This is a genomic window from Chitinophaga sedimenti, from assembly GCF_023156195.1.
Taxonomy (GTDB): Bacteria; Bacteroidota; Bacteroidia; order Chitinophagales; family Chitinophagaceae; genus Chitinophaga; species Chitinophaga sedimenti.
Window position 1 is genome coordinate 4864122 of sequence record NZ_JAKUKA010000001.1, and the last position, 14092, is coordinate 4878213.

Genomic DNA, 14092 nt, shown 5'->3' on the forward strand with positions numbered 1-14092 from the left:
AAAAGCCGCGGCACAAACCGCGGCTTTGATATTTTAAATCACGACCAATTCGTAAAAATCCTCTTTATTATAATAACGCTGTGCCAGCATTTGCAGCTCCGCCGCACTTATCGTCTTAATCGTCTGAATGTTATTGTAGAAGTAATTTTCATCCAGCTCATTCAGAATCAGGTTCTTCCAACGCTGAATTACCCGGAATGCACCATCCAGATCGCCCAATATGGATCCGATCATATAGTTGCGCACCAGCAACAACTCATCTTCCGGCACCGGTACCTGCTGTAATTGCAGCATTTCCTTGTACACTTCCTCCACCGTAGCCTCGCAAACATCGCGGCCTGCTTCGGTTTGGATGTTCAGCGCACTGCTCTGGCGGAAGTTATAGATGTGGGAGTAGATACCGTACGTATAACCTTTGTCCTCGCGGATGTTGCTCATCAACCTGGACCCAAAGTAACCGCCAAAAATCGTATTCAGGACAAGCATCTTCGGAAAGTCAGGGTGGTAACGGTTCGGGAAGGGACGAGCGATACGCACCGCGCCCTGCACGCCATTTTCGTCGTTAAATATGCGGTGTTTCTTTTCTTCTGCAGGAAGAATTGGCAAATCCGGCCGAATCAGTTCATTGCGGCCGTTCCATTCGCTGCTGCCGAAGTATTGGTTCAGCAACGGGATGATGTTCGCCGGCAAGTTGCCAGCCATGAAAATGCGGCAATTGTTAAACGAGTACTGCTTTCTGTAAAAGGCTTTCAGGTCTTCTGTTTGCAATGCATCGTATGCCTCCATGGAACTCACGCGACCATAAGGATGAAACTCGCCGAACAGGTACTTGTCGATAAAGCGGTTGGCTACGAAGTCGCATTTCTGCAAACTTACCACCAGGCGCTGTTTCATGTTTTGTTTGTAGATGGCCAGTTCCTCTTCCGGGAAAGCCGGGTCCAGCACTACTTCCGCCAGGGTAGGCAGCAGTTTTTCCACATGTTTGGTTAAACTGTGCAGGGTATAAGTGGCGTTTTCATGATGACTGGCGCGGTTCAGATAAGCACCATAGTACTCGATCTGCTCATTAATTTCCAGTGCGGAATGTTTGCTGGTGCCGTTTTTCATTAGGAAGTTAGTCGCCGAAGCAACCAGGCTTTCGGTTTCGTACCAGCTGCCTGCCGGGAATACCAGCTCAAGTTGCAGGGTGTCCTGCTCGTTGGAGGCTACTGTGTATACCGGGATGCCGTTATCCAGCACATATTTTTCGTAAGGCTTCAATACCACGTCGAACTCAATCGCGTCTTTGATCAGGGGGCCTTGGTTCTGTTTGTCATATTAGCTTTCTGCGTAGTAATGAATAGTGTTGGAATTCTTTTCGTCGAAAATCAGCTGCGCCTGTTCCTGTAAATCGGCCGCGGTTACGCGCTGATAATTTTCGAATTCTGTGTTCATTTGTTCGGCGTTACCGAGCAGCTCATAAAAAGCCAGGTTGTTAGCGCGGTTCAGGAGCGACATATCCTCGAACGCCAACATGCTCTCCACGCGGTTTTTAACTTTTTCCAGTTCACGTTCGGATACGCGGGTGTCCTGTATCTTCTTAATTTCTTCATTTACCGCCGCTTCCGCATCGGCCATTTTTACGCCTTTTACCAGTTTGCCATCAATTGTGAGCAAACCGGCATCGAGGCTGCCGAAGTGGTAGCAATCGATATTGGAGAACAGTTTCTTTTCCTTCACCAGCACCTGGTGGAGGCGGGATGAACCGCCACCGCTCAGGATGTCAGAAACCAGGTCGGCCGCATAGTAGCGTGGGTCCTGGCGACCGTACATATGATACGCCTTGTATAATGCATCCAGCGGCACTTTTGATTTTACATCCAGGATGTGCGCGCCGGTTTGCACGGGTTCCTGCGGAAGGTTACGGACATACTTGTCGCCAGATGCGATATCACCGAACCATTTTTCGGCCAGCTCGCGCACCTTTTCGGTTTTCACATTGCCGCCAACTACGAGAATTGCGTTCACGGGACGGTAATGCTTGAAGAAGAACGACTTCACATCGTCCAGGCTGGCATTTTCGATGTGCGACAGCTCCTTGCCGATGGTCATCCAGCGATAGGGATGCGTACTGTACGCCAGTTCGCGCATTTTATGCCATACATCACCATAAGGTTTGTTGATGTAATGCTCCTTAAACTCCTCGCTCACTACTTTACGCTGCACATCAAGGCTTTTCTCAGAAAAAGCCAGCGATAACATACGATCGCTTTCCAGCCAGAAAGCCGTTTCCAGGTTTTCGGCCGGCAGGGAAATATAGTAGTTGGTAAGGTCGTTGGTGGTATAGGCGTTGTTTTCGCCGCCCGCCATCTGCAGCGGCTCGTCGTATTCAGGAATATTGATGGACCCTCCGAACATCAGGTGCTCGAACAGGTGGGCAAAGCCGGTTTTAGAAGGATCTTCGTCCCGCGCGCCAACATCGTACATCACATTCATCACTGCCATGGGCGTCGTATTATCCTCGTGTACCAACACTCTCAAGCCATTCGAAAGGGTAAACTTGTTATAGTGGATCATAGTTACTTTTTAAAAATAGCCATCCGAACCGTTCCCGGCCGGAAGCGAACAAAGTTATAACATTCAGGTTAAGTGGCCTACGGCGGGTTTACTGGCAAATTCAGTGCTAAAGGATGCTGCGGATCACCATTTTTTTGATCAGCAGCTCGTTCCCCCGCATCAGCAGCAGGGTGGGACGGGAGCCTACATTCTTTAGCAGATCGCGGTATACCTGTAGGTTCCGGGAGAAATTGTTGCTGATTGCCATCACGATGTCCCCCGTTTAACGCCTGCCTTCTCCGCCGGAGAACCTTTGATCACGTCCGTGACTTCAATGCGCCCATCGATCAGGTACAATATAAGGCCTGTGTAGGAATAATCGAAATGATCGCGGTAATGGGTGTTCGGATAAAGATAAATTTCGCGCTTGTCGTAGTTCAGAACAAGATTAAAGCGGCGCAGCAGGTCGTTACCGATCATACCCGCCAGGGAAGGGTAGGAGGTGATATTCGTAATGTCGTCGAACAGGTAAGTGGGCACATTGCGAAAGGCATACGGGCCGATGCGGAACTCCCGGATAGTGGTAATGTTCATCGCCATTTTGCCACCCAGGCCCTGCGCCTCGGTCTGTATTACTTTATTTTTCTTCTTTACCAGAATAGAGCTGTCTTGCACAAACTGGTTGCACAGCAGCAGGCACATGCCGGCGCCGGTATCGAAATAATAACGGTGGTCAAGGGTTTTCTTGCCGTTGCGCAGTGGCGCCGTTACAATCGGAATGTTGGAGATGCTCGGCTTCAGCAAATGCCCGCCCCGCGGGTATTTTACTTTACCTTTCTGGTAGATGCCGATTTCCTCATTATCGTAGTCCACGGTTACAATGTAGCGGCTCAGCAAACTGTATCCCATGATGCCATCGATCTGCAACCCGTACACCTGGCTGATCAGTTCATAATCATTCACGTGAAAATCAAGACTATCCACCGTTAAGCCGGGCAGGTTCAATTTATAATTCCGGGCGAACGATACCCGGCGTGATGCACCCAGGCCACGAACAATGCGGTCGGAAGGAGTGAGCTTTAGTCCCAGCCGTACGCAGGTAGCCGTGTCCAGCGAAATGCCGGCACTCCCGGTATCCAGTATAAACTGTAAAGTATCGGGAATTTCACCGATGGTGGCGCGTATCACTACCACTCCTCCATAATATTGCCGGAAGGGAAACTTGGTGACAAGGGGAATATCCTGCCCACTGAGGTCAACGCCGGAGCTTTGGGCCCGGACGAGTAACGTGGAAATAAGCAGGACTATACCAAACAGTGCGCGTAACAGATTTGGGCGTCTCATATGCGGTGTTACTATAAATTTAACTTAATTCATCCAGCCCGGCGCATCTTTTTGTTACGAGCGGCAAATTTTAACGCAACTTCCTGGTTGTTAATAAATAACACAGTTATCGCGGGCGATGAGTTATTTTGTACCTTTGCTTATTATGCAATTGCGGGATCTATACAAAAAGGCGCAGGAGTTCGAATTCCTGACAGCGGAAGAAGGAGTGTATATGTTTGAAAAGGCCCCGTTGACGGAGTTGATGCACATCGCCAACGAGCTTAGAAAAAAACAGGTACCCCACGGAAAGGTAACATGGCAGATAGACAGGAACGTGAACACGACCAACGTATGCACGGCCAATTGCAAATTCTGCAACTTTTACCGCATCCCCGGCCACGCTGAAGCCTACATTACAGACATCGAGGAATACAAACGCAAAATCGCCGAAACGGTGAAGTACGGCGGCGACCAGTTATTGTTACAAGGCGGCCACCACCCGGAGTTGGGACTCAGCTTTTACGTGAACCTCTTTAAACAACTGAAACAACTGTTCCCCGATGTTCGCCTGCACGCCCTCGGCCCCCCGAAGTGGCACACATTACCAAACTGGAAAAAAGTACGCATATAGAAGTCCTCCGGGCTTTACAGGAAGCCGGTATGGACAGCCTGCCAGGCGCCGGCGCCGAAATTCTGAACGACCGTGTTCGCCGCCTGATTTCCAAGGGCAAATGCGGTGCGCAGGAGTGGCTCGACGTGATGCGTGCAGCACATAAACTGAACATAGCCAGTTCCGGCACCATGATGTTCGGCCACGTAGAAACCGTGATGGAGCGCTTCGAACACCTTGTGGACATCCGCCAGGTACAAAGCGAAAAACCAGCTGGGCACTATGGTTTCACCGCCTTCATTCCCCTGGACGTTTCAGGATGTAGACACGCTGCTGGCGAGGATTCGCGGCGTACGCAACACTTCCACCGCGGAAGAATACCTGCGTATGATCGCCATGAGCCGCATCATGCTGCCGAACATCAAAAACATCCAGGCCAGCTGGCTTACCGTGGGCAAAAAGGTAGCGCAAATGTGCCTGCACGCGGGCGCGAACGACTTCGGCTCCATCATGATCGAAGAAAACGTAGTAAGCGCCGCCGGTGCGCCACACCGCTTCACGTATAAATCCATCCAGGAGTCTATCCGCGAAGCCGGCTTCGAACCACAGCTGCGCACGCAACTTTACCAGTTCCGCAACATCCCGGAAACCATCGAGGAGCAGGTAATCAACTACTAATTCAGCTATCCGCATACCGAAGCCGCACTTTTTACAGTGCGGCTTTTTTATGTCACCTCCTTTTACTTTCCAATTAAACATCCTTGCGTCGCACACTTCAACCGCATCTTGCCCCTGGGCGAAAAAATACTGAAGAGTGCGACGCAACGGCGGTTGAGGAGAGAAAAAAGCTGGCTACACCTGCTTTTTCATTTTTTTAACACCTGGCCCAAAGTATTGTTAAATGGCAATTTGCGGTTAAACGTGGAGAGTAATTTGCCATCTATACGTAGGAACACAAACTTCAACAAGATGAAAAAGTTAGGGATATGGATGATGGCGGGAGCCCTGTTGGTGTTGGCTTCCTGCTCCAGCGGTACAAAAGTCACTTCATCCTGGAAAGACCAGGAGAAGGGCGCGCTGCAGCCACAAAATAAAGTGCTGGTAATGGCGCTGGTGCCTCAAAAGGAGGGATCCCTGCGCAATAATATGGAACAGGAAATGGTGCTGGCGCTGCGCGCGAAAGGCGTGAACGCGGTATCTTCCTACGAGGAATATGGCCCGCAGGCGTTCCGCAACCTGAATGAAAAAGCAGCACTTCGGCAAATACGCCAGCGCGACATAGACCAGGTGATGACGATCGTGATGCTGGATAAATCGAAAGAAAAACAATACGTACCCGGTCGCGTGGCCTATGCTCCGTACGCGCCCTACTATGGCCGCTTTTGGGGTTACTATAACTGGCGCTGGAACAATATGTATGAGCCCGGGTACTATACTACCAACACGCGTTATTTCTTGGAAAGTAACTTGTACGACATGCGCGATAAAAAGATGATCTATTCCGCCCAGTCGGAATCCTTCGATCCACCGTCTGCCGCACGACTGGCCGTTACTTACAGCCAGAAAATCGTGAAGGACATGATGAAGCAAAATCTGCTCACCATCAACAGGAAATAAGTACAATTGCCAGTCATAACCTACAACAGGTGGCTCCTTCGGGGCCGCCTGTTGTTTTTTGCCTCAGGAGGTTGTAAGTTTACCGTTCCGCTATGTTAGAACTGAAGGTAAATGAAGCCCTCTGCCTGCGGCAGTTACAGCCGGAACACGCTCCCCTGGTGTTCCGCCAGATTCACACTTCCCGTAAAACGCTGCGGCGTTTTTTACCGTGGGTAGATTATAATACGCACGAAGAACATTCGCTCCGCTTTATTCAACTGATGCAGCGCAAAGCCGACGACCAGGACGCTATTGCCTTTGGAATGTGGCGCGGCGAAGAATTGTGCGGGGTGATCGATCTTCACAACTGGGACCACAACCTGCAAAAAGCCGAAATCGGTTACTGGATCGGCGACAGCTTCCAGGGTAAGGGTATTGTAAGCAATAGTTGTCGCGCGCTCATTAGGTTTGCGTTTAAACAGTTGCGGCTCAACAAGATCGAGATCCGGTTTGTATTGCAGAACGAGCGTAGCGCGTATATTCCGATCAGGCTGGGATTTTCGCGGGAGGGGATTTTGCGCCACAGCGCGAAGTTGCATGGGCAGTATGTGGATACGGTGGTGATGGGAATGTTGAAAGGGGATTGGAAAGGATAGGCTGCGCTGGAGGTTCATTGTAACCTCACGACTCCGTTACCTTGTATACATGGCAACTCATAGCAGCCAATGATGCAATGTATGCATGGCCGCAAATAAAAAAGGGACAGGCAACCTGCCCATCCCCGCATAGCTTGCTTAAGCGTATTCCCTTATCAGATATCACAAATGTTGATCGCCTGTTTCAATGAGGCCAGTTTGTCGGCGTTTTTCGGCACAAATTCCTGCGCTACAAATCCTTTAAAGCCCGTTTCATGAATCGCTTTCATGATAGCCGGGTAGTACAGCTCCTGCGTTTCATCGATTTCGTTACGCCCCGGAACGCCGCCGGTATGGTAATGCGCAATATACCGCTGGTAGTCACGGATCGTGTGAATTACATCACCTTCCATGATCTGCATATGATAAATATCGTACAGTAATTTAAATCGCTCCGAACCAATCGCCTTCGCCAGGTCAACACCCCATTTGGTATGATCGCACTGGTAATCCTTGTGGTTGATTTTGCTGTTCAGCAGTTCCATCACCAGGGTTACTTTTTTGTTTTCGGCGTAGCTCATTACTTTTTCAGACCTTCCGCACAGTTCAGTAGCCCCTGTTCATCATCCAGCCCCTTGCGGTCTCCGGAAAAACAGATCAGGTTTTCAAATCCTGCTTTCGAGGTTTCGTCGATCAGGTACTGGTAATACTCCACCAGTTTGTCGTGATGTTCTTTACGGTTCCAACCTTTGCTGATGCCCCAGTCTTTGTTGATAGAGGCCACCATGCCCACCGTAAGGTCATGTTTTTTCACAATATCAAAATCCTTCGGATCCACCAGGTCGATGGAAGCGATGCCGTACTGTTTGGAGGCTTTACACAGGTCATCCAGGGAGATGCCGTTGTAACACCAGGCGCAAACAGAGTGGTTAATGTTGCCTTTCACGGTGGTATCCATTTTCGATTCGTGCGCTTCCACGCGGGTGGCGAGGGAAGTTAACGCGGAACTTGCGAGGGCCATTGTCGCTACTTTTTTAATCGCATCTCTGCGGGATTCGTGGTTTGACATTGATCAGTCTTTACGGGATGAAATTAGCGCAAAAAGCCCGGGAATGCAAGAATTTTCGCCGCAAATCTTAACATGGTGTTAATGCGCTAAAATACTCAGTAAAAACCCGTTACAGCGTGAACCGGCAGTTGCTTACTTACGTTAGTAAAAGTACTATCCCCACAGTGTTTCCGGCACCGTAACATTTTGGTAAGCATTTTGATTTAATAATTAAAACGCGGTAGTTATGGAAAGAAAATATACCCCCGGACTGTTGTTTTGCTTAGTGATGGACATTATCGGATATGCCAGCTACACCATCCCAATTTTTGGAGAGGTGTCCGACGTGATCTGGGCCCCGATTTCCGCCTTCATTTTTTACCGGACCTTTGGCGGTTCGCTCGGTACTTTCGGCAGCCTGTTCAACTTTATCGAAGAATTATTTCCCGGACTCGATTTCATTCCTTCTTTCACGCTAGGCTGGGCCATGCGACAGGTAACGCAGCGGCGCGTAATGCGGGGTAAAAAACGAGTAATTGCCGCTGCCGGCAACGGGATCAAATAGATTATAAACGGAATCTGCTTAAAATAAAAAAACCACCGGGGAAACGAGTCCCCGGTGGATATTCCAAATGCTTGTTTATTACAAAAACTCTTTTGCTTAACCTCTGCGGAACCCTCCGCCACCATTACCACCCTGGAAGCCGCCACCACCGGGGAACCCACCTCCACGACGGAATTCGCCACCAGGAGGCATTCCTTCCATACCGCGGCCACGACCACGGCCACCACCAAACTTCCCGAACACGTAGGTAAAGTTCAGCATGAAGTATCGTTGCAGTACAATACTGCGCGTATCGTTGATGATACCGCTGCTTACCGAACGGGAGATCGCGTTGTTCTGACGCAACAGGTCAAACACCTGCGCTTTAATTTCTCCTTTCTTGTTCTTGAACAGCTGTTTTGACACAAACCCGTTTACCATGGTGTAATCCAGGTCCAGGTCCTTACCACGACCGCGGTTAGCAGAGTAGTCGATATCCGCGCCAATCCGGAAGCCCAGTGGCAGGTTCACGTTCACGTCAAGCGAGTAACCGAAGTCGTAGAAGTTGGTATTGCCGCTGCTCTTTTGCTTGGCAGAAACGGAGTCGCCACTTATCCGCGCCGCTGTGTAGTTAATATAGGTTGCAGCCGATACATCAAACAATTCTTTAAAGAAATAGCTGAGACTCAACCTTTCACCTGCCGTAATATTTTTGGTGAACACCTTGTTTTCGTCTGTGAAGCTAATCGCACGGCTATAACCTACAGACGTGTTGGTATTTAATGATGTTTTCTTATTGAAGAGAGGAATCGTGTTAGACACGTTTGCGCCAAGATTGTAATTACCGCTGGCCACGTTTACATAGCGGGCGTCCGTTTTACCGGTAGAGTCCTGGAACACAGAAGAATACACGATCTGGTTCTGTATATAACTCGCATTCAGGTTCGCAAACATGCCGCTCATTTTAGCAGGATCAAATGCCCGGAAGCTACCCTGGAAACTATGCGTGAACGAGGGGTTTAGGTCCGGGTTACCATGCAGGATGTACAACACGTTGGTAGAATCCGGCACCGGCGCCAGCTGGTTCATGCTCGGTTGCTGCGTTTGACCACGATAATTAAAACGAAGACGTCTGTTACGGTCGAAGTTATAGTTAAACCGTGCTTCCGGCGCAAAGTTCAATGTATTCTGTTTGGTCAGGTTCGATTTCGTCAGGTTGTTGCTTTCCTGGTCGTTAATCTGAAACCGGCCGCCCAGCGTATAATCATATTTCAGTTTCTGGGTACGGATAGCGATACTCGCCTGCTGGTTCGAAAACACGTTGCGGAATAGGTTCGTCTGCGCCTCATCCATCAGGTCGTATTTATCGGTAATCGGGTTATACTGGTAGGTAGTACGATCATTATCGGAAATATTATTGCGGTAAGAGTAGTTCAGTTCCAGGTAACGGTCTTTAAAGATCGGCTCCGTGTAATCTACCCTAACACTATAGTTTTTAGAAGTATTGTCTGTGATCGCCAGCTGGTCGGTGTAACGGGTACTGTCCAGCAGGTAATACCGCGCAATACCATCAGTGAACTGGTCCTGGTCGTTGCCGGTAAAACCGAGCCCGAACGTAGCACTGATGGAGCGGCCTTTTTTCCGGAACTTTTTACGCAGCTGTATATCGCCACTCAGATCCGGGCGAACGCCCTCGTTGTTATTCTGGCGGGTACTGGTTGTCATCAGTTTATCGTCCGACTGTATCAGCCGGTTATTGCCCATTGACCAATTATCCTGCGTATTATAAGTGAAAGAAGGGTTGATGATCACGGAGTGAAAGGAGTCGATATCCCATTCGATACGTGCTGTTACCCGGTGGTTCAGGTTTTTGGTGTTACCGGTCGAGGTGTCGTACGTGATCTGGTTTACCGGGTTACGGATTACCTCTCTGCGGGACCATGAGCCGGTTTCTCTTTTCACGCTGTTTACGAAGTAGTTACCCGTTACGCGGAACTGTTTGCGTTTACCCCATTCGTCGGTAAAATTCACACCCACGTTCCAGTTGGAAGAAATGCCGTTGCCTCCATTTCCACGACCGCCGCCACCGCCACGACCGCCGCCACCGCCGAAGTTAAACTGGTCGGTAAAGCTGAATCCCATATTGTTTACGTTATTAGCCCCGGCGAGAACAGATATTTTACGGATGTTTTTGAAGTTGTTGAAACTGCCGTTAAAACCGTAACGTTCGTCGGTGCCGTAACCGGCCGTACCCCGTCCGAAAATACCTTTCCTTTTATCCTGCTTAATGGTAATGTTGATAATTTTTTCTATTTCTCCGTCATTAACACCGGTAAATTCGGCCTGATCCGATTTTTTATCGATCAGCTGTACCTTGTCAATGATGTCTGCCGGCAGGTTGCGGGTAGCCAGTTTCGGGTCATTCCCGAAGAATGGCTTACCGTCAACGTACACTTTAGTCACGGTTTCGCCGTTCGCTTTGATGCCGCCGTCTTTATCCACTACCACACCCGGCAGTTTTTTCAACAGGTCTTCGGTGAGCGCGTTTTCCCTTGTTTTAAAAGAACCCGCGTTAAACTCCAGCGTATCCTGTTTTATTAATGGGCGGCACCTGTCCGGCGATCTCCACGCCGCCGAGCGATACCCCTTTCTGTTCCAGTGCAACACCGCCGATGTCCACTATTTTCGCTGAATCACCAATGTTGATGGCTTTATAAAAACCCTGGTAACCAATGTAAGTGATAAACAACTGGTACTTACCGGGATCAATTCCCTGTATATCAAACGCGCCGTTTTTGTCGGCAAATGCAGAGGCTTCGATGGAAGAATCTTTTGCTAACAACAGCGCCACAGTGGCGCCAGGCAACAGTTCTTTGGTTGTTTTGTCGGAAATCACGCCCTTTACGCGTCCTTTCGACTGCGCCATGGCCGTTACGGTGAATAATGCGAATAAGAGTGTAAAAATTGATCTTTTCATACAAGGGATTGAGCTGTAATTCTAATAAGTTGATCTTTTAGCCTTACGTTCGAGATAAGTGTTGCTTATAATGGTTCGTTGGTTACTGTTGCTGTTTCAGCTGGTCGTTCTGGAATTTTTCGAAAAGCGCGCGTCGTTTTTCATTCAGGTCTTTCGATTCTACCTTTTCGGCCGTGGCGGGGGCATTACCTCTGCCGGCTGAACGGGTTTCATCTCTACTTTTTTGCTTCGAAGGAGCGGTTGCTGCTTTCGGCCTGCAGTACAAAACCGCCGCCCGGGGGTACCAGGCCATTAATGGGAGAGAAGGTTAACGGTATCTCGGTGGTGTACCAGATCGTAAACAATTCATCCTTTAGCTTGGCGGTAGCTTTTTTGCAGCTGTATCCTGCTATCTTCTTCGTTTTTTCTGTTGGTTTGAAATCCGTTGCTGTTTTAAATGGCTCCGCTGTAAACCATGCTTCCTTTTTTCCACCAGTTGTTTCCAGCACCTGCAGAAATTGTTGTTTCGAAAGGTCAATATACGTTGCGTTAGTGAATGGCAACTGCGGTAATCCCTGTCCGGCGCCATTAGCTGATGGACGGGCAGAACCGGCTCTTTGCGCGACGATTACCTGCGGACCGCCGCTTGGGAGCGGCATTCCGGCTGGCATACCTGCAAATCCGCCCCGCTCGCTGGCCAGTTTCCCGAAAATACCATTGAACGTAAATGTCTGGTTAAACGTGATTACATCCAGCGTTTCTACAGATTCGTTGCCGTTGATATTGGTACGGATCATCACCTGGTTGCCGTTGCCGCCTGCTCCCAAACGGCTGTTGTTTTCATAGGTAATGACACCGGCTACGTCCCGGGCCTGCACAGAAGCCGCGCCCAGTAAGAGCATAAATGCAGTTTTCACTGTCCTGTTCATCATATTAGGTTTTGAATGACGCTACAAATCTCCGGTATAGTTTTTCCCGGCGCGGTTAACAAATCTTATTTACTGTTAATTAATGTTAACAGCTTGATGGCCGGACTTTTAGCAGGATGTAAGGCAGTTGGCGGGGCTTCGTTAATCTGTCTTATTTACTGTTAATTACTGTTAAGCATTGGCGTAGCGATACCGCAAATGGATAGTTTTGCAGGAATACGTTCGCCCATGGAGGTAAACGTACTTATCTTGTACTTATGCGATACCGTATCCGGAATATTATCATTTTGATGAGCGTGTGTATACTTGGCATCTACTGTTTCCAGGGCTACTGGCTATACCGCACTTACCGCATCCGCCAGGAGGAATTTGGCAAGGAGATCAACGACGCGTTGCGCACCGCTGTGTTCAATAAGCAGTTTAATGACGTCCGCCGGCTGCTAGGCTTTCGCGACCGCGGCAACGATTACCGCTTTAAAGGGTTTCCGCCGCCGAGCGCCGAAGATTCGGCCCGCGGCATGGTGGCATTCTACGCCATAAAGGATTCTACAGGCCGCAACTATATGTGGGCCCGACGCAATTCAAAAAGTAAAGTAGCTTATCCTAAAAAGACCATGCCTGCCACACGTCACGATTTCACCGATGATGGCCACGGTTTTGGTCCGCCCCCGGACGACACATTTGGCATACACATGAAAGAAGTACACCTGCGCCTGGAAACAACGGATAGCACAGGCGTAAGCTACACGGATACCACTAATGTCGTTACTATCCGCCGCCATGGCGACGAGCCCGACTTCCGGGTACCGCAGGGCGATCCACGGACGCTGCGGGTATATGCCGACTCCATGGCCCAGCAGATCTCCGACATGCTCATCCTCAATACGGTATATAAAGAACGCTTCTCGCTCCGTCGCCTCGATTCTATTTATCGCCAGGAATTAAAAAACCGGAACATTTACACCGATTTTAAGCTCGATACTTTCCAGATGAACTTTGCGCACATGAACCGCGATGGTTTCCGCGATTCACTGCGGATGCGCGGTCCTTACCAAACCAGCAAGGTGGCATTTAATCCCTTCGGCAACCAGTTTGTGCAGGCATCATTTATTGCCGCGGTACCGCACATTCTCCGGCAAATGTTGTGGATACTCGTAGGTTCGCTGGCCCTGTTACTGCTCACCACCACCTGCTTCCTGTACATGATGCGCACCATCCTGAAGCAAAAAAGTTATCAGAAGTAAAGAACGATTTTATCAATAATATGACGCATGAGCTGAAAACGCCCATTGCTACTGTATATGCAGCGGTGGAAGCCATGCAGAATTTTAACGCGCTGAACGATCAGCGCAAGACCAGTACCTATCTCGATATTTCAAAACAGGAACTGCAACGGTTATCCGATCTTGTGGAAAAGGTATTGCACATCGCCGCAGAGGAAAAAGAGGACTTTGACCTGTTCCTCGAAGAGACGGACCTCAACGAAGTCATCGAAAATACGATCACCAATCATCAGCTGAAAGCAGGTAAACCTGTTACTTTTCATTTTAAACCGATGGAGCAGCCGGTGATCGTGGCCGACCGTACACACCTGGCCAACGCTATCAGCAACCTGGTAGATAATGCCATCAAATATTCAAAGGAAAAAGCCGATATTACTATCACCGCCGAACGCCACCGTAACCGCCTGACGCTCCGTGTAAAAGACCGGGCATAGGCATTCCGAAACTGTACCGCGATAATATTTTTGAGAAATTTTTCCGCGTGCCTACCGGTAACCTGCATAATGTAAAAGGCTTTGGTCTTGGGTTAAGTTATGTAAAGAAAATTGTGGATAAGCACCAGGGAACGATTACTGTTTTCAGCGAACCCGATAAGGGGAGCGAGTTTGTAATTGACATTCCAGCATAAAC

Annotated in this window: 15 protein-coding genes and 2 pseudogenes; 8 read left to right on the forward strand and 9 right to left on the reverse strand. The window is 49.3% G+C overall.

Features of this window, described 5'->3' with window-relative positions:
• Positions 1 to 33 precede the first annotated feature (33 nt).
• The 4 genes from MKQ70_RS27845 to MKQ70_RS27860 form a co-directional block, all read right to left on the reverse strand.
• Positions 34 to 1266 (reverse strand): M16 family metallopeptidase, encoded by a 1233-nt coding sequence (locus MKQ70_RS27845; protein WP_248076384.1) that lies wholly within the window; start codon positions 1264 to 1266, stop codon positions 34 to 36.
• Between the two features lie 51 nt (positions 1267 to 1317).
• The gene (locus tag MKQ70_RS27850) at positions 1318 to 2556 is read right to left on the reverse strand and encodes a M16 family metallopeptidase (protein WP_248076387.1); all 1239 of its coding nucleotides are present in this window, start codon (positions 2554 to 2556) and stop codon (positions 1318 to 1320) included.
• A 106-nt stretch (positions 2557 to 2662) separates the two neighbouring features.
• Positions 2663 to 2806 (reverse strand): hypothetical protein, encoded by a 144-nt coding sequence (locus MKQ70_RS27855; protein ID WP_248076401.1) that lies wholly within the window; start codon positions 2804 to 2806, stop codon positions 2663 to 2665.
• Positions 2803 to 3879: a pepsin/retropepsin-like aspartic protease family protein gene (locus MKQ70_RS27860; protein ID WP_248076403.1), complete on the reverse strand. Its 1077-nt coding sequence runs from the start codon at positions 3877 to 3879 to the stop codon at positions 2803 to 2805. The genes MKQ70_RS27855 and MKQ70_RS27860 overlap by 4 nt, the downstream gene beginning before the upstream one ends.
• Positions 3880 to 3997: 118 nt before the next feature.
• On the opposite strand from MKQ70_RS27860, the gene MKQ70_RS27865 reads away from it, so the two are divergent.
• From MKQ70_RS27865 to MKQ70_RS27885, 5 genes and pseudogenes are all read left to right on the forward strand, one after another.
• Positions 3998 to 4492 carry a radical SAM protein gene (locus MKQ70_RS27865; RefSeq protein WP_248076404.1) on the forward strand — a complete coding sequence of 165 codons (495 nt, stop codon included), beginning with the start codon at positions 3998 to 4000 and terminating at the stop codon, positions 4490 to 4492.
• Positions 4493 to 4521: 29 nt separating this feature from the next.
• Positions 4522 to 4647: pseudogene (locus MKQ70_RS42815) on the forward strand (dehypoxanthine futalosine cyclase); the annotation flags it as partial.
• Between the two features lie 106 nt (positions 4648 to 4753).
• Positions 4754 to 5149 (forward strand): hypothetical protein, encoded by a 396-nt coding sequence (locus tag MKQ70_RS27875; protein ID WP_248076439.1) that lies wholly within the window; start codon positions 4754 to 4756, stop codon positions 5147 to 5149.
• 291 nt (positions 5150 to 5440) lie between these two features.
• Positions 5441 to 6088 carry a hypothetical protein gene (locus MKQ70_RS27880; RefSeq protein ID WP_248076442.1) on the forward strand — a complete coding sequence of 216 codons (648 nt, stop codon included), beginning with the start codon at positions 5441 to 5443 and terminating at the stop codon, positions 6086 to 6088.
• A 92-nt stretch (positions 6089 to 6180) separates the two neighbouring features.
• Complete coding sequence (locus MKQ70_RS27885) at positions 6181 to 6723, forward strand: GNAT family N-acetyltransferase (protein ID WP_248076445.1); 543 nt, start codon at positions 6181 to 6183, stop codon at positions 6721 to 6723.
• A gap of 155 nt (positions 6724 to 6878) precedes the next feature.
• Here the strand turns inward: MKQ70_RS27885 and MKQ70_RS27890 are convergent, their stop codons facing one another.
• The gene (locus MKQ70_RS27890) at positions 6879 to 7283 is read right to left on the reverse strand and encodes a TIM barrel protein (RefSeq protein WP_248076448.1); all 405 of its coding nucleotides are present in this window, start codon (positions 7281 to 7283) and stop codon (positions 6879 to 6881) included.
• Complete coding sequence (locus MKQ70_RS27895) at positions 7283 to 7771, reverse strand: hypothetical protein (RefSeq protein WP_248076459.1); 489 nt, start codon at positions 7769 to 7771, stop codon at positions 7283 to 7285. Before MKQ70_RS27895 ends, MKQ70_RS27890 begins: the two co-directional genes overlap by 1 nt.
• 226 nt (positions 7772 to 7997) lie before the next feature.
• On the opposite strand from MKQ70_RS27895, the gene MKQ70_RS27900 reads away from it, so the two are divergent.
• On the forward strand, positions 7998 to 8315 hold the full coding sequence (locus MKQ70_RS27900; RefSeq protein WP_248076470.1) for a hypothetical protein: 318 nt from the start codon (positions 7998 to 8000) through the stop codon (positions 8313 to 8315).
• Between the two features lie 96 nt (positions 8316 to 8411).
• Here MKQ70_RS27900 and MKQ70_RS27905 read toward each other — a convergent pair whose 3' ends face one another.
• The 3 genes from MKQ70_RS27905 to MKQ70_RS27915 form a co-directional block, all read right to left on the reverse strand.
• Positions 8412 to 10961, reverse strand: a complete 2550-nt coding sequence (locus MKQ70_RS27905) for an outer membrane beta-barrel protein (protein WP_248076490.1) — start codon at positions 10959 to 10961, stop codon at positions 8412 to 8414.
• On the reverse strand, positions 10867 to 11271 hold the full coding sequence (locus tag MKQ70_RS27910; RefSeq protein WP_248076494.1) for a carboxypeptidase regulatory-like domain-containing protein: 405 nt from the start codon (positions 11269 to 11271) through the stop codon (positions 10867 to 10869). The genes MKQ70_RS27905 and MKQ70_RS27910 overlap by 95 nt, the downstream gene beginning before the upstream one ends.
• A gap of 215 nt (positions 11272 to 11486) precedes the next feature.
• Positions 11487 to 12152 carry a hypothetical protein gene (locus tag MKQ70_RS27915; RefSeq protein ID WP_248076499.1) on the reverse strand — a complete coding sequence of 222 codons (666 nt, stop codon included), beginning with the start codon at positions 12150 to 12152 and terminating at the stop codon, positions 11487 to 11489.
• Between the two features lie 284 nt (positions 12153 to 12436).
• Here MKQ70_RS27915 and MKQ70_RS27920 point away from each other — a divergent pair, with 284 nt between their 5' ends.
• Together MKQ70_RS27920 and MKQ70_RS27925 are read left to right on the forward strand one after the other, a co-directional pair.
• Positions 12437 to 13423 carry a hypothetical protein gene (locus MKQ70_RS27920; RefSeq protein WP_248076502.1) on the forward strand — a complete coding sequence of 329 codons (987 nt, stop codon included), beginning with the start codon at positions 12437 to 12439 and terminating at the stop codon, positions 13421 to 13423.
• Positions 13324 to 14090 (forward strand): annotated as a pseudogene (locus tag MKQ70_RS27925) (sensor histidine kinase). Before MKQ70_RS27920 ends, MKQ70_RS27925 begins: the two are co-directional and overlap by 100 nt.
• Positions 14091 to 14092 lie beyond the last annotated feature (2 nt).